Source organism: uncultured Paracoccus sp. (genome assembly GCF_937873615.1).
In the GTDB taxonomy this organism is placed as follows: Bacteria; Pseudomonadota; Alphaproteobacteria; order Rhodobacterales; family Rhodobacteraceae; genus Paracoccus.
Map to the genome: position 1 here is coordinate 1 of NZ_CALMYP010000069.1, position 23,794 is coordinate 23,794.

18 protein-coding genes are annotated in these 23,794 nt (G+C 62.6%); 8 read left to right on the forward strand and 10 right to left on the reverse strand.

Annotated elements, in window-relative coordinates; translation table 11 throughout:
* From Q0330_RS18665 to mobC, 3 genes are all read right to left on the reverse strand, one after another.
* Nucleotides 1-704: type IV secretory system conjugative DNA transfer family protein (locus tag Q0330_RS18665; RefSeq protein WP_299483243.1), on the reverse strand; the 704-nt coding region annotated here is incomplete at its 3' end.
* Nucleotides 697-3,012 carry a relaxase/mobilization nuclease domain-containing protein gene (locus Q0330_RS18670; RefSeq protein ID WP_299483245.1) on the reverse strand — a complete coding sequence of 772 codons (2,316 nt, stop codon included), beginning with the start codon at nucleotides 3,010-3,012 and terminating at the stop codon, nucleotides 697-699. The genes Q0330_RS18665 and Q0330_RS18670, both read right to left, overlap by 8 nt.
* The gene (gene mobC, locus Q0330_RS18675) at nucleotides 2,999-3,586 is read right to left on the reverse strand and encodes a plasmid mobilization relaxosome protein MobC (RefSeq protein WP_299483248.1); all 588 of its coding nucleotides are present in this window, start codon (nucleotides 3,584-3,586) and stop codon (nucleotides 2,999-3,001) included. Before mobC ends, Q0330_RS18670 begins: the two co-directional genes overlap by 14 nt.
* A 430-nt stretch (nucleotides 3,587-4,016) precedes the next feature.
* On the opposite strand from mobC, the gene Q0330_RS18680 reads away from it, so the two are divergent.
* The 3 genes from Q0330_RS18680 to Q0330_RS18690 all read left to right on the forward strand — a co-directional run bounded on the left by Q0330_RS18680 (nucleotide 4,017) and on the right by Q0330_RS18690 (nucleotide 6,127).
* Nucleotides 4,017-4,721, forward strand: a complete 705-nt coding sequence (locus Q0330_RS18680; protein ID WP_299483251.1) for a division plane positioning ATPase MipZ — start codon at nucleotides 4,017-4,019, stop codon at nucleotides 4,719-4,721.
* Between the two features lie 92 nt (nucleotides 4,722-4,813).
* Complete coding sequence (locus Q0330_RS18685; RefSeq protein WP_299483254.1) at nucleotides 4,814-5,284, forward strand: hypothetical protein; 471 nt, start codon at nucleotides 4,814-4,816, stop codon at nucleotides 5,282-5,284.
* Between the two features lie 384 nt (nucleotides 5,285-5,668).
* A complete protein-coding gene (locus Q0330_RS18690) occupies nucleotides 5,669-6,127 on the forward strand; it encodes a hypothetical protein (protein WP_299483257.1) in 459 nt (152 codons plus the stop codon).
* A 138-nt stretch (nucleotides 6,128-6,265) separates the two neighbouring features.
* Here Q0330_RS18690 and Q0330_RS18695 read toward each other — a convergent pair whose 3' ends face one another.
* Entirely contained in the window at nucleotides 6,266-6,934 is a 669-nt protein-coding gene (locus tag Q0330_RS18695; RefSeq protein WP_299483260.1) for a LuxR family transcriptional regulator, read from the reverse strand.
* A 960-nt stretch (nucleotides 6,935-7,894) separates the two neighbouring features.
* On the opposite strand from Q0330_RS18695, the gene Q0330_RS18700 reads away from it, so the two are divergent.
* A complete protein-coding gene (locus tag Q0330_RS18700; protein ID WP_299483300.1) occupies nucleotides 7,895-8,236 on the forward strand; it encodes a zinc ribbon domain-containing protein YjdM in 342 nt (113 codons plus the stop codon).
* A 322-nt stretch (nucleotides 8,237-8,558) separates the two neighbouring features.
* On the opposite strand, the gene Q0330_RS18705 is transcribed toward Q0330_RS18700, so the two are convergent.
* Both Q0330_RS18705 and Q0330_RS18710 read right to left on the reverse strand, forming a co-directional pair.
* Entirely contained in the window at nucleotides 8,559-9,101 is a 543-nt protein-coding gene (locus tag Q0330_RS18705) for a GIY-YIG nuclease family protein (RefSeq protein WP_299483303.1), read from the reverse strand.
* Between the two features lie 13 nt (nucleotides 9,102-9,114).
* Nucleotides 9,115-10,137: an ADP-ribosylglycohydrolase family protein gene (locus Q0330_RS18710; protein WP_299483306.1), complete on the reverse strand. Its 1,023-nt coding sequence runs from the start codon at nucleotides 10,135-10,137 to the stop codon at nucleotides 9,115-9,117.
* Nucleotides 10,138-10,217: 80 nt separating this feature from the next.
* On the opposite strand from Q0330_RS18710, the gene Q0330_RS18715 reads away from it, so the two are divergent.
* The gene (locus Q0330_RS18715) at nucleotides 10,218-10,826 is read left to right on the forward strand and encodes a hypothetical protein (protein WP_299483309.1); all 609 of its coding nucleotides are present in this window, start codon (nucleotides 10,218-10,220) and stop codon (nucleotides 10,824-10,826) included.
* A gap of 66 nt (nucleotides 10,827-10,892) precedes the next feature.
* Here Q0330_RS18715 and Q0330_RS18720 read toward each other — a convergent pair whose 3' ends face one another.
* The 4 genes from Q0330_RS18720 to Q0330_RS18735 form a co-directional block, all read right to left on the reverse strand.
* Nucleotides 10,893-11,819 carry a DUF2493 domain-containing protein gene (locus Q0330_RS18720; RefSeq protein WP_299483312.1) on the reverse strand — a complete coding sequence of 309 codons (927 nt, stop codon included), beginning with the start codon at nucleotides 11,817-11,819 and terminating at the stop codon, nucleotides 10,893-10,895.
* 285 nt (nucleotides 11,820-12,104) lie between these two features.
* On the reverse strand, nucleotides 12,105-13,169 hold the full coding sequence (locus tag Q0330_RS18725; RefSeq protein ID WP_299483315.1) for a toprim domain-containing protein: 1,065 nt from the start codon (nucleotides 13,167-13,169) through the stop codon (nucleotides 12,105-12,107).
* Nucleotides 13,169-17,500 (reverse strand): bifunctional class I SAM-dependent methyltransferase/DEAD/DEAH box helicase, encoded by a 4,332-nt coding sequence (locus Q0330_RS18730; protein ID WP_299483318.1) that lies wholly within the window; start codon nucleotides 17,498-17,500, stop codon nucleotides 13,169-13,171. The genes Q0330_RS18725 and Q0330_RS18730 overlap by 1 nt, the downstream gene beginning before the upstream one ends.
* Before the next feature lie 295 nt (nucleotides 17,501-17,795).
* A complete protein-coding gene (locus tag Q0330_RS18735) occupies nucleotides 17,796-18,587 on the reverse strand; it encodes a hypothetical protein (RefSeq protein WP_299483321.1) in 792 nt (263 codons plus the stop codon).
* Between the two features lie 72 nt (nucleotides 18,588-18,659).
* Between Q0330_RS18735 and Q0330_RS18740 the strand changes: the two genes are divergently transcribed.
* The 3 genes from Q0330_RS18740 to Q0330_RS18750 all read left to right on the forward strand — a co-directional run bounded on the left by Q0330_RS18740 (nucleotide 18,660) and on the right by Q0330_RS18750 (nucleotide 23,516).
* Complete coding sequence (locus tag Q0330_RS18740; protein ID WP_299483324.1) at nucleotides 18,660-19,796, forward strand: exonuclease SbcCD subunit D; 1,137 nt, start codon at nucleotides 18,660-18,662, stop codon at nucleotides 19,794-19,796.
* Nucleotides 19,793-22,870, forward strand: coding sequence for an SMC family ATPase (locus Q0330_RS18745; RefSeq protein WP_299483328.1), 3,078 nt, complete (start codon nucleotides 19,793-19,795; stop codon nucleotides 22,868-22,870). The genes Q0330_RS18740 and Q0330_RS18745 overlap by 4 nt, the downstream gene beginning before the upstream one ends.
* 397 nt (nucleotides 22,871-23,267) lie before the next feature.
* Nucleotides 23,268-23,516 (forward strand): hypothetical protein, encoded by a 249-nt coding sequence (locus tag Q0330_RS18750; protein ID WP_299483332.1) that lies wholly within the window; start codon nucleotides 23,268-23,270, stop codon nucleotides 23,514-23,516.
* Nucleotides 23,517-23,794: the final 278 nt, after the last annotated feature.

Below are 23,794 nucleotides of genomic sequence, written 5' to 3' on the forward strand. Positions count from 1 at the left end.
AGCTTTTCGTTGTCGGTCTGCAGGAAGAGCTTGGCGGTGAGCTTCAGCTCCATCTGCTGGCGGTCCGGGTTGGTCATGGCCGCGATGCGCGCGAGCGGGTTGTAGCGGTGGGTCGGTCGCTCCCAGTCCGTCGGCGCGAAACGGAACACCTTGTCTCCCGTTGAGGCCCGGAAGCGCGATGTTTCACGGAAGTTCTCGCCCTTCACGTCGAGTACCACGGCCGAGCCGCGATAGGTCAGGAGATTGGGGATCACGAAACCGACGCCCTTGCCCCGCCCGGTCGGCGCCACCACCAGTGCATGCGGAAACGTGCGCGAGACGATGAACGATTTTCGCGACTTTGGCGGCCCCATCTTGCCAAGCAGGAAACCCCCGCCCGGCGGTGCGAAGAAGCCGTTACGTTTCATCTCAGCCCTGGTCTGCCAATGGGTCGTGCCAAACCGGGTCAGCGCATCGCCAAGCATGGTTGCGGTCAGGAGCAGCGCCAGCAGGCCGGAACCCGCAATGATCCCGTTGACCCAGAGGAAATCCTGGGGGGCCGACTGTCGCAGGGCCCACCAGTTCCGCGCAAGCAGGGTCAGGTCCAGACTGCGCGTTGAGTACCCGAACTGCAGGGCAAAGTAGACCGTGGCCAGCACATAGCCGATGGCGAGACCAAGCAGCGTCAGCAGAGCCGCGGCGAGTGCCATCTTGCCCTTATCCATGGCGGATCCCCTTCTCGCCGTGAGACTGGGTGTGCCGCAGTTCGTCCCCGTGACGCTGCCGCACGATATCATCCAGAACCCGCTCCATGGCCGGGTCACCTGCGGCAACCTTGTTGGCCTGCAGCCAGGTCTTCGCCAGTTCGAGTTGTTGGCGCGGGTTTCCGGAAATCCCCTCGAGCGCCTCCGCATTGCCCGACCGCAATTCCCTGATTTGGGCGGGGGTCAGCCTCGCATTGACCTGTTCGACAAGGCGTTGCTCCTCGGCGTCGGAGAGGGGTTGCACCTCGCCACGCTCGGCCTGACGCAAGACAGCAACCAGTTCGGGTGCCGTGGCCTCAAGGTGGCGGCGCTCGGCATAGTCCTGTCGCACCCCATCCTCGATCTCGAAGCTGCGCTCGCTGATGTAGGCCCTGGAAGCACCTGCGGCACGAAGCCGGTTGATCTCGCTCTGGACGGCCTTGCCGAAGTTGTCACCCGGCATTTCCGCGCGATACCGGGCGATGGCGCGCAGGTCATCGGTGATCGGTCCGAGATGTTGCGATGGATCCCGCAGTGCCAGATCCATGTCGCCGGCATGAAGTGTCCGGTCTTGCTTCGCGATGGCAAAGCCCGGCGGCTGCTGGACATCGGTTTCCCGCTCCCAGGCCATCGACGCCAGTTCGGCATGCAGGGGTGAGCGCTGTGCATAGTTCTCGAAGGCAAGCCGTGCCGCTTCGACCTCCTTCTCCCCAGCCCGCCGAACGGCTGGATCATCGGAATAGGGATAGTTGAAATCGGTCTGCCGGAACCCGGCGACCAGCTCGCGGAAGTCCTGGCGCTCCGGCGCACTGAACACGTTCGGCCTACCATCCTCGGCGCCATGGGCCGGAAGATCCCGTTCGACCTCGTCAACGGCGCGCAAGACCCGGGCTTCGGTCAGGACGTCTCCCAATCTGCCATGCACTGTCTCCAACCGATCCAGAGCCTGGTCGCGTTGCATATCGTCGCGCAGATCGAACCCTTCTTTCCCGGCAATCGCCCGCAAGTCCTGCGCCAGCCATTGCTGTTCCAGCGCGGCATTGCCCGCGCCCTCGCGCATCCGGGCCAGCACCGCGTCGCTGTCAATGCCGGTCCCCTCCACCGCCGCAAGCACCCGCGTACGCAACCCCGGATCATCCAGTTCGTCCCGGTAGGCCTCGACCATGTTCGGCGCGGCATAGATGCCCTCTCGCGACGGCGGCTCATGCAGACTGTCAGACCTCTCGCCAAGCGGACCAAGATGCGAGACCTCGCGCAGCACATCGGACAGCTTGCGTTCGATGACCGGGCGCTCTGCCACCGGGGCGCGTTCGATAGCGGCCTCGATCTGGCGGATATTTTCGCTGAACTCGGTCAGCAGATCCTCGAATTGGGTTTCGTCATCACGCATGTAAAGCACTCCATCTGCCTGAATCTCGCCGCCCCTGGAAAGCACCGCCCCGGCACGGGACAGCGCTTCGGCAACATCGTGGAAGTTCGAGCGCGAGGCCTCGGCTGCCAGCCCGCGATAGATTGCGGCGTTGCGCGAGACTTCGCCCAGGGCACGGCCAAGATCGGCACCGATGCGCGGCCGCTCGACCGGCCGCCTGCCCTCGGCCCCAGCTTTGCGGATTTCGACATCGCTGGCCGCGCGGGTCAGCACACCCCGATCCAGCCGACGCGTCGCCTCAAGGCGCAGACCATGCCGTCCGGCCGCCTCCACCATCGCCTCGCGGAAGGTGTCGTAGTTGAAGTGATGGTCCTTCCCGAGGAAGAACATCTCGCCATCCCGGCTACGGCGGTTCAAAACGATATGCGCGTGGGGATGGGCGCGATCCTCGTGGATTGCGGCTATATAGTCGAACTGTGCGCCTTCCCCCTGGAAGAACCGTTCGCAGATCTCGCGGGTGATCTCGCGCACCTCGGAGGTTCTTGTGCCGATCGGGAAGGCCATCAGCAGATGCGACGTGTGCCCCAGTTTCGGGCTGTGGCGTTCGTTCCACTGGTTCTCGAAGCGGCGCGCCACGCGCTCGATCTCGCCCGGGGAGAGCATCTTCTTGCCGTCATGGGTGCCGCGGGAATCGAGGATGAAGCTGGACTTCGTCGTCAGATAGGCAAGCTGGGCCCGCAGTTGCGCCCCGGTATGGCACCCTCCCTGCCGGATCGGCTTGAAGATCGCAGGTGAATGGCCACGCGCCGCGCGCACCATCTGCGCCCGTTTGCCGATGCCGTTGGCCGAGCCGGAGATCTTGTTCCAGCCGCGGTCGAACAGGGCCGGATTGACCGTGCGCAAGGCCTCAGACCGTGCCATCTTGCGCCTCTGTCATCAGCGGCGCGAGCGCGCTCCCGACCTCGAGTTCAAGGGCCTTGCGCCGCCCGGAAGCCAGTTCCTGGATCTGGTCCGCCATATCGAACACCAGACCCGCCAAGGCCCGGATTTCGGCGGGGCCCGAACCGGTCCAGGGCAGCGGTTCACCTCGCACCCGCGCCTCATTGAGGCGGCGCGCGATCTGGTTGACGTTGTTGCCGACCCGGTTCAGCGCAGCCGTCAGGTCGCGCATCGCGTCGGTCATGTGGTCGTCCGGGGCGAGCAAGCCATTCGCGGCCAGAACGAGAAGCCGCAAAGCCTCTGACCGATGGGCGATGCCGCGAGACGACAAAGCCGCATCGAAGTTCCGCACCTCCGCGCCACTCAGGCGCAGACCAACCACGCGGACCCGGCTTCCATTCGAGATGCGCCGCCCCTGCGCATGGTTCACCGCGTTGTAGATCGACTTCAGGCTGACCCCATATTGGCCCGCCAGATCGACAGCCGACGCCCCCTGCGACCGCTCTCTGGCGATCCTCAGACGCTCCTCCTCTGTCAGCCTGCGGGCCTTGGCCATTTTGAAGTTAACGCTCCTATTTCTTGCCAGAATCGTACAAGCCCGCCTTCTCCCAGCACAAGCGGAGAAGGACACAAGGGCTTGTACTCGTTATGAAAACCGCCCAAACGGGGCGGTTTCACGTCTTCTGCGGATTGCATCACGTCTTCTGCGTTCTGCGTCCCGTCTCCTGCCAAATGCGCCCCGTCTTTTGCGCTCTGCACCCTGCGACATGGAAAGTGCCGGAAGGAGAATGGGATCTGCGTTCTGTCGGATGCGCCCTGCACATTGCTGACTGCAGAATGGAACCTGTCTTCTGCGGACAGCGGGTTGGCATATGGCATCTGCGCTGTGCGCTTTGCTTGACCTGTCTCCGTCGCGGCCGTAAGTCATTCATGTTGATTTGTTGCGACACACTATACTTGAGGGGGCAACCATGCCGAATGGCTCCATGCGGGTGATCGCCGCCATGGCGCGCAAGGGAGGGTCAGGGAAGACCACCCTTACCCGCGCCCTGATCAGTGCCGCTGTTGCTGCCGGCAGGCGTGTTACCATCGTCGACGCTGACAGCACGGGCGTGCTGAGCACCTGGCACCACCGCGCCGAAGCACGGGATTATGGGTCCCCTCTGCTGCACCTGGTCGAGGTCCAGAGCGTCGCGGCCATCGAGCGCGAGATCGACCGCCTTTACGAAGAGGACCTGACGGATTTCGTGTTCATCGACACAGCCGGTGTCGGCGCTGAATGGTCCGACAGCGTCGCGGTACTGGCGGATCATCTGGTGACGCCGGTGATGCTGTCGACCTCGGATTTCGATGTCGGCGAACAGACGGCGCTGTGGTTCGAAAAGCTTGCGACCCGGGTAGATGATCCGGCAGCGCTGCCCCGGCACCATGTGGTCCTCAACATGGTGGAGAGCAAAACGACAAAAGCCGACGCGGCGCTGATCCAGCGCGCGATCCAGCGCTTTCCCGTCGTCGAAACCGTCATGATGCGTCGCAACGCCTACAAGGACATGGACGAGAAGGGGCTGTTGCATGCCATCGCGCTGGAGCGGCAGAACGACCCGAACCCGCTGATGAAGCCTCACGTGCGCCCGGTGGTGGAAGCGCTGGAAGAGGCCATGGACATCCTCAACGCCATCATCGCGGAGTAATGGCGGTGGTTCGCAAGCGCATCCCTCTCGTGACCCGCGCCGACCCGGCCTATGCGGCGAGTCTGTCACAACATGACACCAGACCGTCGGACATGGCTGTTCCGCCCCTGTACACGACACTCGCGATCGACACGGAAGTGCCCCGTGATGCACCGCCATCTGGGCCGCAGCGATCATCGGCCAATCCAGTCCCGGCGAACGACACCTCGATACAGGTCGATGTTCGCGTCACCGCCTTGGCACGCCAGGAAATGGCTCTGCTGGGTTGCGGCATCGCGCCTGCACAGGTGATCCGCGCCTCGATGCGACGCGTCGTGAAACACTGGCAACTCACGCCGGATTACGTGGCCCCGGCACTGGACCGGCGAGCAAGCGACAGGGCATGGACGGCGAGAACCAGCGTTGCCGTTCCAGCGGCAATTTTCGACCGCATTCAGGCAGAACAGGATCCACTTGGCGTCTGCGGCCGCTGGTCTCTCGTCCGCGGACAGCTGGAACCCCTGATCTGGGAGGAGATCGATGCGCTCCTTGCCACATTCGAAAGCGAAGCGGACGAAGGATAGAAGTAGGAGCATGGTGCGGGTCGGACGACCCCGCGATATTGATCGGAAGATCGCGCAGGAGAAGACTTCCGATTGGTCGCGACAGCGACTGGGCAGACAGCATTAGCTTGCCGCTCTCTGGCAACGCGCGGGAAAGTGGTTCCGCTGCTTCGTCTCGACAGTGGCAATGACATGAGATCCGGTGTTGAAAGGCGGCAGGCAGATCAAAGCTGTCGCACTCGTTCTCTGACCGACCAATCCACGTTCAGACAGGTTCTTGCTCACGCCCAGAAATGGCCATTCTCTTGCTGTTCACCTCGGCTCATGACCAATAGGTTCCGCCCCAGATATCGGCGCAGGCGCCGGAAATCGTCCCTTGCGGTGACGTTCGCCATCGGCTTGGCCGTGGTCGGCTACATCGGGTTCGCACCTCCCGAGTTCCCTGGCGGGCTCGGCATATCGGGGCAATCCGAGGCACCCCGGGTCAGGAACGGCGGGAATGCATGGACCGGCCAGAGTGGTGGCGCGTGGAGGGGCAGGCCAGCCGCGTCGGATAGCGCGAGCGCTTCCGCACCCGGAGCCGTGCTGATGGATCGGGTCACCCGGGTCCGTGACGGCGATTCGATCGTTGTCGGCTTGATCCCCATCCGGATCGCCAATCTCGACTGCGCCGAAAGCGGAACCTCGGCCGGAGAACGCGCAACCAGCCGTGCGAAGGAACTGATCGCAGGCCAGATCCTGACCTGTCGCCTTGAAGGCCGCAGGTCCTATGATCGTGAGGTCGGCATCTGCACGCTGGAGGGCGGCATGGACTTCGGCGAAGTGCTGATTGCAGAGGGATACTGTTCGCGATGGCGGAAATGATAACCTCATCGAAAAGTTCGCTTGCGATGATGGCGGGCAGGTCACAAGCGCAGATCCCCGCCGCGCCAACCCTTTGGCGATGCCCAGGCTGAAGGCGTTGATCGCCCCTTGCTGAAACGGGGCATTGCCCCCGCCTGACTACTTTTCGAAATTGATGGGCAGATCGTTCAGGATCAGGCCGCGCTTGGTCGCGATCGCGACGGCATGGACAGCATTACGGGCATCGAGTGCAATGCGGGCGCGCTCGAGACGCTTCTTCACGGTCTCCGGGCTGATCTGCCGTGCAATGGCAATCTCTTTCTGGGTCTGCCCGGCAGCAAGGTCGCGCAGTGTCTCCAGCTCGACCCGCGACATCCCGCTATAGGGGCCAAGCCGCTGCAGGATCATGTTCAGGATGTCGCCGATGTCAGCCAGTTCCGCATCCGTCATCTCGCGATCGCTACGGGCACCGAACAGAAAACTCATGGTGCCGTCGGTACCCATCTCGTTGCGCGCCGCGCCGCCGCCGTAGATCAGGCCAAACTTCTTCGCCTGATCCATGACAAAACTGCCAAGCTGCGTGAACGGCCCGAGATTGATCTCACTCCAGCGGATCGTGCCGGTGTTGAAGCGACCCCAGATGCTCACCGGGTCGAACAGCATGTAGCGCCGATCCGCATAGATCCTGACCCAGGGCTCCGGGTAGGTCGAGAGCATGAACTCCGGTGTCAGCGACCGGACATTGACGGCGAGCGTGAAACCCATCGGTGCAATCGCTGCAAGCCGCCCTTCGAACTCGGACAGGACCGGCACGGGAAGATGCATCATCGCCTCCCACATACTTGTTACAAATCGGGAAAGACGCGCTGTTACCTAATCCGGTAACGGCATGGATACCGGTCCTTCCTTGTGACAGGTTGTGATAAATCGATGACCAAATCAACTCCCGCGAGAGTTCCCGACGCTGCGATCCGCGGCAACGGTAGTGAACTGTCTGCGATGGACCAAGAAAAGGTGAAGCAAATCGATGTGCGTCCTCACGCCAACCGGCACCAGCGGCAAGACAGGGCCGATTTCTGAGGTTCGTCTGCATGCCCAGGCTATCGCCCGGCTTTGCAGACCAGGGTCCGGAGAGCTGGTTGGCTATCTCTACGAGTGGAACACCGGTGAGTGCCAACCGGCGTGGATCGGCAGGCCGATGACCGTTTTCACGGTCGAACCGATGGATCCGGCAGCATAAGATCGGCCCCGGTCTTTCGACCGGGGTGTTTGCGGCTGCACGATCAGTCGCCGCGGCGGGTGTTGGGGCGGGACAAGATGAGGCTCGCAAGTCGAAGACGAGACGCTCGCCCTTGGCCTGCAGGCTGACGGTCAAGATTTCGCCGGTGTATTCGGTGCCGACCTTCTTGAAGGTGGCGATGGTTGCCACCGCCGGCAGGGTTCGTCCGAACTGCGGACAGCCAAGCCCTGCACGTCAACCAGCCCCCGCGACGCGACAATGCCTCGCATGTTTGAATCCGGCACGACTGAACACCAGACAAACGCCGCCGACAAGCATGATACGGGACAGACTGGCCTGATACTGGAAATCCCCAAACCCACGGCACCCTCCAAGCATCACCATTGATGACGAGAAGGGCCAGGACCACGTCCGCGACAAACCTGGAATCGTTGGGATAATCGCCGGGCAGCACTACAGCCCAAGCACCGCGGGTGTCGGCACCACGAAGTCCATGGCTTTGCTACCCATACTGGTCTTGATGCCGTCCGTCGTCTATTGGCATACGCATGACCGACACTTTGCCGCCTTGCCCCGAATGCTCATCCGTCCTCGCCTATCAGGTGGACAATCTCCTCATTTGCCCTGAATGCGGCCATGAATGGTCGCGTGACGGCGCCATGGGCGGACAAGACGCTATCCGCGACAGCGTCGGCAACGTCCTGCAGGATGGCGACAGCGTGACCGTCATCAAGGACCTGAAGGTCAAGGGCTCGTCCTCGGTGGTCAAGGTCGGCACGAAGGTCCGGGGCATCCGTTTGGTCGATGGCGACCATGACATCGACTGCAAAATTCCCGGGATCGGGCAAATCGGACTGAAATCTCAGTTCGTGAAGAAGGTTTCCGAATAGGCCTTCGATCAGAGCCGGATCGAAGCGCCTCTCAACTCACCCCGCCAGTGCCTGCCGCCTCCGGCGTGATCGGCGCTGCCATCAGCTCGATGAGATAGGGCCCAAGAATACGGGCCGTAACCACATCTCCCGGCTGAAAATGACGCCGAAACCATCGGACGACGGCCTGGTTCCCGCCCACCAACCGAACGGATCCATTCGTATTCGCCCTTCGGTCGATGCGCGTCGGCAGGCTGTCGGCCTCACCGAAGAATACGCTGACAGCCTGACCGGGGTTGATGATGCCCTTGCTGAAATAAGTCGGCGTGAGAGGAATGGTAAATCACGCGATCTCGACTGGCTGCTCCGCCAATGCGTCATCCATCACCCTGTCCTCTGCCAGTTGCCCGGCCTCCCGTTCGGCGCTTTCTGTAACCTTCACTGCCTTGCTCCCTCCGTTCCAGGGTGGCGCAAAATGACCGATCAGGGTGTCTTCCAGTCCACCGGCGAGATTGATCGCGAACCCTCGAAACATCAGATCCTCAGGCGGCGCGAAGGCGAGAACTTCGATTACCTTGCCGGCGTTGATCGCGTCTTTGATCAGAGCATGGCATTTCCGGTTGGTGTTTTGCGTACTTCCGGGCTTGCAGTAGCCTGCCAATCTTTTCCGGAGGGTTTGTGATGTCTTGCCAATGTAAAGCACATGATCTCCGTCGCAGAACGCATAGAGCGCATTGCTGACCGCGAACCGACTTGCCATGCGATCCCCGACGCCTTCGACATAACAATAGCCGAGCCATTCGCCCGCCAGATGCCAGGTTGCCGCTGGTTCGAAACCGAGTTCGACCAGTCGCGCACAGCCTGTTGCCGCATCATCTCCCGTCATCCGACACCTTCGTTCACCAACCCGGATAGGAAGGCTCCAGAGAGGACATGTGACCGCTCATGGCAAGTGCCAGATCCCGCGACAGCCGTTCGACCAGATCCGCGCATTCCACCTGACGCGCCCACCGATGCGCCAGAACCTGATCGGAGAAAAGCAGGCCGAGCGCATTACCGGCAATCGCCCCGGTGCTGTCGCTGTCACCGCCATGCGTGACGGCGATCCGCAGCCCCTCTTCGAAATTCCGGGCGCACAGACAGGCATAGAGCGCGATCGACAGCGCCTCTTCGGCGGTCCAGCCACCGCCCAGGATTTCGACCGTTTCGGCCTTCCCGTCGCGCGGCGCCTGCAATGCCCGCAGGATCGCGACCTGCACTTCGCCGCCATGATGACCGATCTGGTCCCGGGCAGCCGCTTCGACCCCTGCGCCGTCGGCGATCGCCCGAAGGATCAGCGCCCAGGCGGCCGCTGCCTCCTGCCCGGTGCGCTGACCATGGGTCAGGGCAGAGGTGCTGATTGCCAAATCCCGGATGCTCTGCGGGGCGACAAAGGCGACGGGGGCGACCCGCATGATGGTGCCGCAACCTTTCGAGTTGTTCCTGGCCGGTTCTCCGAACCCGGTCGCGGCAAGCAAGGATATCAGGCAGGTCGTACCCGGCGCACGGCGCGCATGGAGGCGCTGGTCCCCGATCAGCCCGGCATCATCGACCGCCATCTTTGGCCTTTCCGTTTGCGTCGCCAGCCAGCGCAGCAAGGCATGGTGCACCACCGACGCCGGGTCGCACACGCCCCGCTGGTGCCAGCGCACGGCTGCGCGAATCAACCCTTCCGCAGTGAACAACGTCATCTGGGTATCGTCGGTGATGGCGCCGCGGATGCCCTGGTGGTCGGGCAGATCCATGCCTGGGTAGAGGCGGGGGCGGATCATCTGCAGCGAGCAGAACTCCAGATCGGCGCCAAGCGCATCGCCGATTGCGCCGCCCAGCAGGCAGGCGTGGATCCGTCTGGCAAGCGCCCTGTCTTGCGTCGTCATGGTCATTTCGAAAACTCCCGGTCGCCAATCACGATAGCCCATGGCAGATTTCTTCCGGCCATTGTTTCAACGTCGGGATTTTCCGCATGCCGCGACCGATCTATGTCGGCGTCTATTGGACGCGACCGGTACCTTGGGCTGGGTTCGTCACCCTTTCGCCGGACCCAGCGACGGCCGCGGCCCAAAGCCGCACGATCCGCTATCAGCGAGAGATCATCCGGCGGTTCGTGCGTGATGCCGACGGCATTCTGGACCATGAAGTTGCCCTCATGGAACTGGCACCGGACCGCGCCACACCCGAAAGCATGGCGGAACTGGAGAAGACAGTCGCGTCTGTTTCCCCGGCAGCGATATTTCTCAGCGTGGAATTTTCCGAGACCCGAGGCTGGCGACCGCATCCCTTCTTGCGCAAGGGCCTGCCGCCGGACCGCACGCTGGCCCTGCCGCCCGAGCCTTTGTTAATCGACGGAGCGCTCTTTGATCCTATCAGCCATTTCCGACAATGGCGGGCGCAGGAAAAGGCGCACATCGGCGACAAGGCGCAGCACCGCGCCCGCGTTATCGAGGCTTTGCGCCCCGTGATTGACGAAAGCTACCCCAAAAAGGCCGTGTTCCTGAACAAGGCGGGAATTGGAACCAATGGCGGGAGGCACTGGACGGCCGACAATCTGCGCAAGTTCCTGGCGCCGGAATAACCCTGCCGAAATGGTCAAATGCCAAGAAGGCAGGGCCAGGCAATAACGGGCGTGGGGAGGGGGCGCTTACGCGCCCCCTTTCGCCATGCGGTACACCGGGATGCCCATCTTGCGGGCTTTGTCGGCGAGGTTGTCCTGGATCCCCGTCCCCGGGAAGACCACGACACCAATCGGCATGCAGTCCAGCATCTGGTCGTTGCGCTTGAACGGAGCGGCCTTGGCGTGTCTGGTCCAGTCCGGCTTGAAGGCAACCTGCGGCACCTTGCGGTTGGAGGCCCAGGTGGCGGCGATGCGCTCGGCGCCCTTGGGCGATCCACCGTGCAAGAGCACCATGTCGGGGTGCTTGGCGTGGATCTGATCGAGACGGTCCCAGATCATCCGGTGATCGGTGGTGTCCCCGCCCGAGAACGCAACCTTGGGTCCGGGCGGCACCAGGCTCTCGGTCTCGGCGCGTTTCTTGGCGGCGATGAAGTCGCGGCTGTCGATCATCGCAGCGGTCAGGTGGCGATGGCTGGTTCGCGAGCCCGAGCGCGGTGACCAATGGGTGCCGGTGGTCCTGAGGTAGAGGTCAGCGGCGGTTTCGCGGAAGAGTTCCAGGCTTTCCCTCCGGTCGATCAGGCTCTGCCCGATATCGAACAGGGTTTCGAGCTGGACGGATTTCACCTCGGAGCCGTCCTGTTCGCGCTGAAGGCGTTTCTGCGCCTGCTCGTTGTCGTCGAGCCTGGTCTCGATCCGCTCGACGGCGCGGTGGAAGGTGTTGACGGTCGACCACAGGATTTCGTTGAGGTCGGCATCGAGGCTGGTGTCGGCCATGGTGGCGATGAGGGCGTCGAAGATATCGGCAACGGCGGTCTGGATGACGTGATCTTCGGGCGTGATCCGGGGATCGGCCTCGTCCGAGTTGGGACGGTAGCCATAGAGTTGCAGGGATTCGATCATGTGATCGGTCGGCGAGGAGGTGTGATCGGGTTCGAACTCTTCGTGGGCGTACATGGGATGCTCCTTCGTCTGGACCGCGTCCGTCGCGGCCTTCTGGCGACGAAAAGCCCATGGGCGGTCCGGTCTGGCAGCCCGAGCCTCTGCGAGGGCCTTGATGGCCAAGCCCGACTATTTTGCCTCGCGATGCAAAGCCGCCTCTGGCGGCGGCGGAAAATAGTCGGGCGCCGCCATTGCCTGACCGGACCGTTTATGGGCCGCTCGCCCTCTCAAAGGCCGAGGCCCGGTCCCGATGAGGGAACCGCATCCTGTTTGCCCATGATGAGGTCGGACCCTGCCCGATCACCCCCTTCGCCGCATCGGAGGATCGGTGCCCAGAAAGCGGCTGACGTCCTCCGGGGCGAGTTGCACCCGGATATGCGCCCTGATCGCGTCCAGACCACGGGTGGTGAGATCGTCGTTGAAATCCCCCGCCATGGGCGACAGCGCCAGAGCCTCGATGCCAGCCTCACGGGCCCGGGCGATCAGGCTATCCCTTGCACTGTCCCCGGCGGGATCGTTGTCGCGGACGATATAGAGCCTGCACAGATGTGCCGGAAATTGGAGGGCTGCGAGGTGTCCGGCCGACAGCGCTGCAACCATCGGCATCTTTGGCAGAGCCTGACGGAGGGAAAGCACGGTCTCGATCCCCTCCCCCGCTGCCATGACCTCTCTGGCGACCCCGAACCGAACCGCGTGGCCGAGAAGTTCCCCCATCGCCTTCCGCTGCGTGTCGACAGGCGCCTTGCCGCTGCCATCGCGCGCGAGCCAGGTGCGGTGCGCGCCCGTGACCCTGCCTTCGAGGTCGGTGACGGAAGCGATCATGGCGGGCCAGGTCTCGGTTTGATCCTCGCCCTCCCCCCGATAGTAGCAGTTGGGGTGGAATCTGAGGGCGCCCATGTCGCGCAGATCGGTGATGCCGCGGCCCCGCAAATAGGTGGCAGCCAGTGAGCCTTTGAGCGGAGTGGTCATGCTGAGGAGCCGTCGCGCCGCTTCAGACGATCCAGTTAGTGCAGCTGGTTGTTTCGGTGGCGTGGTCTTCGGCGCGGGGTCCAGCCTCGGCAGGCTCAGAAACCGTCGGGCCTCCTCGAGGACGTCGGGGAAGTCGCTGAGCCCAAGGCTTTCGCGGATCACGTCGAGAAGATCACCGTGGCTCCCCTCGGCCGGATCCTGCCATTTACCAGCCGCGCCCTTCCCCGCGGCTGGTCCCTTGAGGCGGACGAACATTGAGCGGCCAGCGGCGTTGCGCACGTCGCCGACCAGCCAGTAATTGCCCTGCCTGCGCCCGTTCGAGAGATAGTGGCGGCAGACATCTTCGGCTTGTTCGCCAAGACGTTGCGCCAAATCAGCGGCATCAATACGGGACATCAGGCAACCTCACGCTCAGAAATGCGCGAGATTGGCCAGACCTGCAAAAGCTTGGCAAGAATTTCGGGGCCGGAGGCCGAAATGGGTACAAAGAAGCGCAGCTTCCACGAGATGATCTCGCTGAAGAGGCCGTAGGCCCTGAGCCGGTCACGCATGCCTTCGGTGAAGCCCGTCAACTCGATCCGGTTCACCCCCATGACGCGTGAACGGCGCAGCTGCAGGCCCTCGGCCAGATCAAGGATGGTCTTGCCCCTGATAAGCGCGGCATAAGCCTCATTCGGCGAGAGGGTCGGCAACACCGCCCCGGTCGCCGTTGCGGCCCAGGCAGGCGAGACCCTGCGCCCAATGATCCGCTCGCCGTCATCTGTCTGCAGACGGTAGACCCGGGTTTCGTCCTGAGGCAGGCGCTTCCAGACCGGGAGGAGAAGGCCTGAGACGACATGCAGCGTACTTTCGGTGAAGTCAGGCACTTCGGCGACCTCGGCATTCCACCCGGCGGCGAAACTCGCGCGATCCGTCTCAACCCAATGCGTGCCACCCATCAGCCGGACCGCGATATTCTGCGCCTCCGAGGGACGGATCAGCCGCACGCGCCGCTCGATATCGCCGTCATCGAGCATGATGCTGGTCGTGGGGATCTGCACCGCAACCCGGCCGGACTTCTCGTTGATGAGGAGCTTCGCGCGGGGATCGTCAAGTTCGCCCAGGGCTTCGTCCAGCAGCCTTGGCCGGTTGCGGCGGCGTTCCGTGATGGAGAGAAGCCGGGTCTCCGCTCCGGTGGTCGGGTGAGTATAGATCACCTGACGGTCGGTGACGATGAAGCTCTCGGCCCGCAGGGTTTCCAGCCCAATGTCATAGGTGCCCGACGCCATCGCCCCGTCAATCCGTGCCTCCAAAAGCTGCTCGAAGGCCGAGAAGACGATGCCCTGCAGCTCGATGGTCAGGGCCAAGAGCCGGTTCAGGAAGGTGGTGATCGGCGGCAGGTCGTCCTTGATGCCATTCGCATCCATCAGCTTCAGCCCGGTCGCCGCTTCGAAACGCAGCAGTGAGCAACCGTCGATCTTGCCCCGCACGATCAGGAGGTAAAGCTGGCGCAGGGCGTCGCGGGCATAGGGGGATTCCAGGTTATCCTCGGGCCGGAACAGCCCCTGCCCTCCCGTTTGCCGCTGGCCGCGGGTGATGGCGCCAAGCGTGTCGAGCCGACGGGCAATCGTGCTCAGAAACCGCTTCTCCGCCTTCACATCGGTAGAGATCGGTCGGAACAGCGGCGGCTGCGCCTGGTTGGTCCGATTGGTGCGGCCGAGGCCCTGGATGGCAGCATCCGCTTTCCAGCCGGGCTCAAGCAGGTAATGCACCCGCAGCCGTTGGTTCTTCGCGGAAAGCTCCGCGTGATAGCTGCGCCCGGTGCCGCCCGCGTCGGAAAAGATCAGGATCCGCTTCTGATCGTCCATGAAGGCTGCGGTCTCAGCGAGATTAGCCGAGGGCGCGCGGTTCTCGACGGCAAGGCGCGCGGCAGAGCCGTCGCCTTTGCGGATGATGCGCCGAGACCGGCCTGTGACCTCCGCCACCATCTCCGTCCCAAAATGCTGCACCACCTGATCGAGGGCCCCCGGCACGGGTGGCAGAGAGCCAAGGTGCTCCAGCATTTGGTCGCGCAGGCGGAGAGCCTCGCGGCATTCCACCGGTTGGCCATCGCGAAAGACCGGCCGGGATGAGAGGTTGCCTTCCCCATCGGTGAAGGGCTCGTAGAGCTGAACCGGGAAGGAATGCTGGAGGTAACTGCCAACATATTCCCTGGGCGTGACATCAACCGTCAGATCATTCCATTCGTCGGTCGGGATCTCGGCGAGCCGCCGTTCCATCAGCGCCTCGCCCGTCGAGACGATCTGAACAACAGCGGCATGCCCTGCTTCCAGATCAGCTGTGATCGACCGGATCAGGGTCGGGGTTTTCATACTGGTCAGCAGGTGGCCGAAGAAGCGCTGCTTGGTGGATTCAAAGGCCGAACGCGCAGCGGATTTGGCCTGCCGGTTCAGCGTGCCGGAGGAGCCTGAGAAACTGGCCGTGCCCGTGATATTGGCGGCCTCCATCGCGGCATCGAGATTGTTGTGGATGACCGCGAAGGCCCCGGCATAGGCATCATAGATGCGACGTTGCTCGTCGGTCAGCTGATGCTCGACCAACTCATATTCGACGCCGTCATAGGAAAGCGACCGCGCTGCATAAAGGCCGAGGGCACGCAGATCGCGGGCCAAGACCTCCATTGCCGCAACGCCCCCGGCTTCGATGGCCTCGACGAACTCGGCCCGGGTGGCGAAGGGGAAATCCTCGCCACCCCAGAGGCCAAGCCGTTGCGCATAGGCGAGATTGTGGACCGTCGTGGCCCCGGTCGCAGAGACATAGACGACGCGTGCGTCAGGCAGCGCGTGCTGCAAGCGCAGGCCCGCCCTGCCCTGCTTCGACGCCTCGACATCGCCGCGTTCGCCTTTGCCACCGCCGGCATTTTGCATGGCGTGGCTTTCATCGAAGATGATGACCCCGTCGAAATCAGACCCCAGCCAATCGACGATTTGGCGGACGCGCGAGACCTTCTCACCGCGTTCGTCCGAGCGGAGTGTCGCATAGGTGGTGAAAAGGATGCCTTCGGTGAGCGTGATCGGCTTGCCTTGGGCAAAGCGCGATAGCGGCGTCACGAGAAGGCGTTCCTGTCCAAGGGCCGACCAATCGCGCTGCGCGTCCTCGATCAGCTTGTCGGATTTCGAGATCCAGACCGCCTTGCGGCGCCCTCGCAGCCAGTTGTCGAGAATGATGCCAGCCGACTGACGGCCCTTCCCTGCCCCGGTGCCATCGCCCAGCATGAAGCCGCGCCGGAAACGGACCGCGCCAGCGGCACCGTCGGCCGCAGCGCTGACTGTGTCGAAGGTTGCATCCACGGTCCAAGCACCGGCCAGGTGGTCGGCATGCGCCTCCCCGGCAAAGATCACCGTCTCAAGCTGCGCGTCGGAAAGACGCGTTGCGATGTCAGACGGGAGCTTTGGACGATAGGACGGGCGCGGCGGCGCGACCGAGGCCATGGCCGCAGATTGCACCAGTTTGGCCGGATGCGGCACGGCGCCTGGGATGCTGATCGACTGGAGCCGGTATTCCTCATAGATCGCGTCCGAAAGGCGCGCGGTCTCGGGCGGCTCTGCGTCGATGGCGTCGAAGAAAAGATCGACGGCATCCACCGTCTTGGGCGACACCCGGGCAGCTGCGGCCGAAGAGCCGCGAGCGAGATAGCCCCGAACCGAACGCGCCGCCGCAGGCAGCGGCGATGTGGGAGGTTTTGGCATATCTGCGGTCAGGCGCGGTGGAACCTGCGCCTCAACCCAGCCGAGAAGCGTTGCGACATCCGGTGCCATGCCCGGAGAAGCCGGCAAGCGAGCGGGATCGGCCGCAGGCATCTTGTCGATCACCGTAAGCCGCGTCGGAAACGTCGTGCCATGGCGGGCATAGACCGAGCCATCAATCGCGGCTGAGAACACAACGGTCCCGACCTCCTGCAAGCGGGCAAAAGCCTCGCGCCAGGCAGGTTGGTCGGGGCCGAAGTTTGCGCCGGTGATCGTCACCAGCCGGCCACCGGGAGCAAGACGCGCCAAGGCCGAGGCGATGTGGCGGAAGGCTGCGTCTTGGACGCGCCCCGTGACACTCGCCATCGCCGAGAAGGGCGGGTTCATCAGGACGACGGAGGGGATAGCGGCGGCATCCAAATGGTCATGGATCTGTGCGGCATCGAAGCGGGTGACAGGAACGCCCGGAAAGAGGGAGGTGAGGAGGTCGGCGCGGGTGGCAGAGAGTTCGTTGAGGATCAGCCGACAGCCCGCGACCTCGGAAAGCACCGCAAGGAGGCCCGTGCCCGCTGAAGGTTCCAGAACGATGTCCTGCGGGGTGATGGCTGCGGCGGTCAGAGCCGCCAGCCCGAGGGTCACCGGGGTGGAGAATTGTTGCAGCGCCTGGCTTTCCTCCGACCGGCGGGTCTGGCTGGGCAGGAGGCCCGTGATCTTCGACAGCACGGCCAGGCGCGCCGCAGGCGTGTCGGATTTGCGGAAGATAGTCGGGCCGAATTTCTGAAGGAAGAGGACCGTGGCGACTTCGCAAGCCTCATAGCCCGCCTTCCAGTCCCAAAGGCCGGCAGCATCGGAGCCGTCGAAGGCGGTCTCCATGATGCCGCGCAGCGCATTCGCATCAATGCGCTGCCCGCGTTCGAGCGGGTCCAGCAGCAACCGGGCGGCGGACAGAATGGTGGTGGCGACCGGCGCTTGCGCCAGTGTCGCCGGGGACAGATCGTTCATGGGGGAATCCTCGAGAGCCTGGACCGGGGTCAGTCCCGGTCAGCGCTCTCTCAACCGCCGGGACTAACCCCTTCCCGGCCCGCCTCTCCCTCTTCCGCGCCAGCGACAGTCGCCCAAATGGGGGAGACAGCGACGGCTGGCTCCAGTCCGTAGGACCAGGGCCCGGTCCCGGCAGATGGCCAGGAGGTGCCCAACTTTGCAGATCACTCTCTTTGAGATTTCAACCGTGAACTGCTACTCACAATTAAGGTCGATGCAGTAAGCCTAAATACCACCTCTGTCTCGCGAGGCTGTTTCACGCGTCCAATTCTTCAATCTTTTCCAACTCGAGCCGTGCTTTTTCTTCATTGAGGTGCCATCGCCTGATGACATAGAACACCAGTGCCTTTCGAGTTTCGACCGTAATGTGTGATCTCTCCTGAAAGCCATATTCCAGTCGCACAACCCGCGCCTGCGCGTCCGAGAGGTCTGAACGCGGACGTATCCACAAGCGCACGAAACTGTGCCAGTCTGTGTCAAAAGGCAGGGGAGAAGATCTATCCCTCGTTACGGGGTCGTTTTGTTTCAGCATGCGGATCGGGAGATAGTCGCGATAGGCCGTATGCTTATGGCTCCAAGCCCGAAGATGAATGGCCTCTCCGTCGAAATGAAACCGCACCGGGCTGATCCACTGCGGCTCGGAGAGGCCGCTGTTCATCGAAGTGTAGGTGACTTGTATATCTTGCTCGCCTCTCATCGCGCGGTAGAGCTGCGCAATGACGGCGGGATCCATCACGCGATTGGGCAGCGGGATGCTCGCGCCAAGAGATGCTGTCGCGTCGCCGAGCAGGTCGAAGACCTGTTCGGGGCCTACATCAGACAGTGCCCTGTGGCGGCCGCTCGCGAAATAGGTCTTCTCTGTAGCATCATAGGCTGGCGGTGTCGGCGTCAGCGATAGATAGGTTCGAAAGTCGACAGCCGCCTGTGCTGTCGAGACGCCGAAGCGCTGAATCAAGTCCCGCCGGTTCGCCTGACCTCTCCATGTAAGGCATTGATCCAAAAACAGGATCCGTTCGCGCTGTGCGTGTTTGAGGTCTGCAAGGCTCATACGATGAAGACTACTTGACTCATCGCGTTAAGTCCATACATTAACTATACGTATAGTAAATGGATATGCCGTATGCGAATCCTTCACACCGCAGATCTTCATCTGGGCCGGCAGTTCATGGGGCTCAGTCTTGAAGAGGATCACGAGGTCGTCTTGGGCCAGATCGTTAAAACTCTGGTGGCCGAGCATGTGGAAGTCCTTGTGATCGCGGGCGATGTATTCGATCGGGCCTCGCCCCCTAATTCGGCGATCCGGCAATTCAACCGTTTTCTCAAGCGCGTGGCAGACGAGACCGAAGCTGCTGTCGTGATGATCTCAGGCAACCATGATTCCGGCGACCGGATCGAGGCGATGTCGGTCTTTTCGGCCGCGTCGCGGGTGCTGGTACGCGGGATTGCGGACGCGGTGGAAGTTCCACTGGTGCTGCGAGATGAGCATGGAGAAGTCGCATTTTCCGCCTTGGCTTTCTCCTATGAATACGCCGCGCGCGAGGTGTTCGGTGACGAAAGCATCAGCACACCTTCAGACGTCATCGCGAGGCAGATCGCCGCAGCGAAAGCGCATGTGCCCAAAGGGGCGCGGTGGATTGTGGTGGCCCATGCCTTCGTTGCAGGGGGAGCAGTCGGGGAGACCGAGCGCGCGCTGACCCGGGTCGGCGGCATCGAAACCGTTCCGGCCGAAGTCTTCGATGGGGCGGACTATGTGTCATTGGGGCATCTGCACAAGCCGCAGGAAGTAGGCGCGCCTCATATCCGCTATTCCGGCGCACCCCTCGCCTTCGGTTTCGACGAGGCGGGTGAAGAAAAGTCCATGACAATCGTCGATCTAAATGCAGAGGGTGTCGAAATCCGCACCGTGCCGTTCCGTCCACTCCGGCAGGTGCGCTCGCTCACCGGGGCATTCGCGGACCTTCTTGAGGGTACGCCCTCGGAGGATTTCGTCCAGGCCATCCTGACGGATGAGAGCCCTCTGATCGATCCGATGAAGCGATTGCGTTCGACCTATCCCAACGCATGCCATCTGGCCTATTTCCGACAGGCGCGAGCGGCAGAAAGTACGGCGCTCGAAGCTCGGCGTGCTGCAGTAACGCCCATCGAAATGATCAGTGACTTCCTTAAGATGGTGCGCGGCCGGGAGCCGGATGACGTAGAAGTCGTGATCGTCGCCGACAAGTTGCATGCCGCTCAAGCTGCGGAGGACCGGATATGAGACCTATTCGCCTTTCGCTTCAGGCATTCGGCCCCTTCGCAGCGACCGAAGTTGTAGATTTTCGATCAGCGCTTGAGACTGGCTTGTTCGGGATCTACGGGCAGACTGGGGCAGGGAAGTCGACACTTTTTTCGGCGATGTCCTTTGCGCTATTCGGAACGCCGACTAGAGCCGACCAGGAGCCTCGTTCGCTCCGGTCGGACCACGCTGCGGCGGATCTGCCCACCGAAGTAGAGTTTGTCTTCGAACTGGGCGCCAAGACCTATCTGATCCGCCGCAGACCGGCGCAGACCCGTCCAAAAGCGCGCGGCGAGGGGATGACCGAAGACGCAGCCGAGGCCACGCTTTTTGACGCCACCGGAATCCCGATCGATGCGCTCGGGCCGGGGCAGTCGGGCAGGGTTATCGCCGAGAAGAAAGTCTCTGTGGTGGGCCAGCAGATTGAGGTGCTGCTGGGCTACGGCGCAGATCAGTTTCGACAGATCGTGCTTTTGCCGCAAGGCAAGTTCGAGACGTTCCTCGCCGCAAAGACGGATGATCGGGTCAAGATATTACGCGATCTCTTCGACGTGGCGATCTATCGCGATCTCGCCGCCCGGTTGAAGGAAGAAGCCTCGGAGGCAGAACGGGCGTTGCGCGAGCAGCGTTCGCTCTACCTAGCCCGGCTCGAGGAACGTGGCTTTGAAAGCGTCGAGGCGCTGGAACTGGGGATTGCCGCTGCCGAATCTGAAGTCGACGCGAAGCGAGGTCGTCAGCGGGCCGCGGAAGCAGTGAACGAAACCGCGCGCAAAGTTCTGAGCGAGGCCGAGCAGGTCGAAAAAGCCTTTGCGGCCGTCGATAAGGCGCGGCAGGCGCTTGGCGATCTCGAAGCGAAAACGGGTGAGATTGAGGCTTTGACGAGGCGGGTCGAGGCTGTCACGAATGCCTCTCAGGCGCGGGATCTCGAGTCGGCTTGGCACGACGCTGCGCGCGACAGCCGCGATGCGGCGAAAGCCGTAACTGAGGCGGCAGCGGATCTCGACAGGATGACCAAAGCGCAGCAGGACGCGGCGCGGACACTGAGCACGGCCAAGGCCGGCGTGGTGCGGCTTCAGAAGGTTCAGGCCGATCTGACGCGGTTGGAGGCGACGGAGACGCAGGTCGGGCTGGCTGCACATTTGCAGGCTGAGTTTGACGACGCTGCGAGGAGCGATGTCGCGTCGAAAAAACGGTTAGCCGAGGCCGAAGGTGCGTGCAAAACGCTTCGCTCCCGGCGCGATTCGACCGATCTGGAGCTCGACGCTGCGCGCAAAGCCCAGGTGGTGCGCGGCACGCTGACGGGCGAACTGGCCGAGGTTACCCAAGAGCTGTCCAAAGCTAGGTCGCATGCCAAGGCACAGGGGGAGGTCGCGAAGGCAGAAGGAGAGGTCGAAGCCGCGGAGAAGGACTTGGCGACGAAGACCGCAGCGGAAGAAGCCGCAGAGACGGCCCTGACCGAAGCCGAGGCACGGCTTTCGCGCACGCAGGCGATCATCCTAGCGGAAAAGTTGACCGAGGGCGTGCCCTGTCCAGTTTGCGGCGCGCTCGATCATCCCGTCCCGGCTCACGGCATGCCCGAACAATCCGGTCTGACCGAGACGTTCCGTAATGCTCAGGCCGAGGCGAAAAAAGCGTCCGAGGCGCGGGTTCGGGCCGAAAGTGAACTGGGCAATTGCTGGACGAGGCTGGAAGAAAAGAAGCGGGTGCTTGACGAACAGGAACAACCCGGGCGCGGGCCGACGGAACTCGAGGCCGAAAAGGTGCGGCTGGATGGTAAGCTTGTCGCGCTTGGCGAGGCGATCGATCTTGATGCGATGGCGAAGCGGCTGGCAGATCTCAAGCGCGAGCTGAAGGAAACTGAGGTGGCCGAGGCCGCGGCGCGGATCTCTGCAAGCAAGGCTGAAGCCGACCTGGCGGCGGCGCGGGCCACACGTGATGCGGTGGTCAATGCCCTGCCGGAAGAGCTGCGCACGCCTAAGGCAGTCGCAGAGCGGCGCGTGTCTTTGCTGGGCGAACAAAAACAACTCTCCGAGGCGCTTGAGCGAGCCACCGAGTTGGATCGCTCCGCAAGCGAGGCCCTCACCAGGGCGCAGGAGAAGCAGGAAGCGGCGAGGCAGTCGCTGGAAACACAGGAGCGGCGCGAGAAAGCGGCACGCCAGGCCTTCCTCGCCAGGCTGGGTGAAGCCGGATTGGATGAAGCTCTATATGATGCCTGCAAGGCACATTTTCTGACGCTCAAAACAGATCGCGAGACGGTGAGCGGACACCATGAGGGACTGATCGCCGCGCGCACGACATTGCAGAACGCCAGGGACGCCTGCGCGGATCGACAGCGGCCGGACCTTGCCCCGATAAAGGAGGCGCAGTCGGACGCCATGCATTCCCTGAATTCTGCTAACGCGGCGCTGGCAGAAGCGAATGCCGCCATCGAGAGTTTGGTGAAGTTCAAGGCATCGCTGGCTGAGGCGCTCGCCAGAACAGACGAGCTGGAGGCCGAAACTGGGCCGCTCCGAGGGCTGGCCGATCTCGCCAATGGCAAGAATGATCTTAACATGACGCTCGAAACCTTCGCCATTGCTGCCATGTTCGATCAGGTGCTCGATGCGGCAAACTTGCGGCTCGATCCGATGACGCGCGGACGCTACCGGCTGGAGCGCGGCGTCGAGGCATCGCTTGGACGCGGCAAGCGCGGGCTGGAGATCGAGGTCTTCGACGTCAACACCGGCAAGGCGCGCCCGACTGCGACCCTTTCCGGGGGTGAGACCTTCATCTCGGCGCTTGCCTTGGCGCTTGGGCTTGCCGACGTGGTCGAGAGCCTCTCAGGCAAAATACGGATGGACACGATCTTCATCGACGAAGGCTTTGGCAGCCTAGACTCCGAGAACGGAGCGGGCACGCTCGACCAAGTGCTTCAAGTTCTATCGGCGCTAACAAAGGGCAACCGGGCCGTGGGTCTGATCTCGCATGTTGGGCTTGTGCAGGAGGCCATTCCGCAAGGTTTCTACGTGCGTTCCACACCTAGCGGCAGCCGTGTCGAGGAAAGAAGGGGGCTGTGATGACAGATCGATGGCATTTCCGGAAGGCTCACGCCCGCCGACTAAGGGCGGGGCAGACCATCTCTGTCCGTGGTGGCTGGGTACTTCAGAGTGAACGCACGAGCAGCAATGGTACCTCCCTCAAACGAGCTTGTCCAATATGCGGCGCGTTGATTGTAAGCGTTGGCATGCCGAAAGGTGGGTGGGTCCATTTCGAGGGAGGTGAAGGTCTGACACGAATAAAACACCCCTGCCTGCACCTCGGCGAAGGATTAAGCAGGCGGCGAGATGGAACTACCCCAGATCTATTCGAGGTGAGGGTGTAGTTCTGAATTTGTCCTCGTGGAGCTTGCGGAGAATCCGCCCAAACACCACATATAGAATCTGAACTCAACGTACATACCACATGGAGATACACATGGCGACCAATCGAAAAAACACTTCAACCAAAGTGGCATCGCTGGCGGCAGACACCCTGTTCAAGCCAGGCTCATCGCACATCGCCCGGAGGCTCGCCGGTTCGGCGTTGTCCCAGTCCAATACGAAGCGGCAAACGGGCGCCGAAATGGAAGACCTCGCTTCAAAAGTGCTTCGGAGCGATCGCTACTCTGAAAAGACGAAGGCGCTTGCCGGTTCGGTCCTGTCCCAGTCGAATAAGAAGCGCTGATTTCGACCGGTGAAGGAATAGGTCTGAGCACCGGGGCTGCGGCGCAGTCATTGTTGTCTTGCTGTGTTATGCCCCAGACCTAGCAGGGGCATAGTTCTAACCAAGTTTGATCAGATTGAGTTGTGCAGATGCGAGCATTTATCTCCTATTGCCATCACGACAAGGCAGCCCTTGAGCGGCTACACGTACACCTGAAGAATTTGACGAGGGGCGGGCACATTGAACCCACATTCTCCAAGTAAGTCGCTGATTTCGCTGTCGTAATCGTGATATTTCGC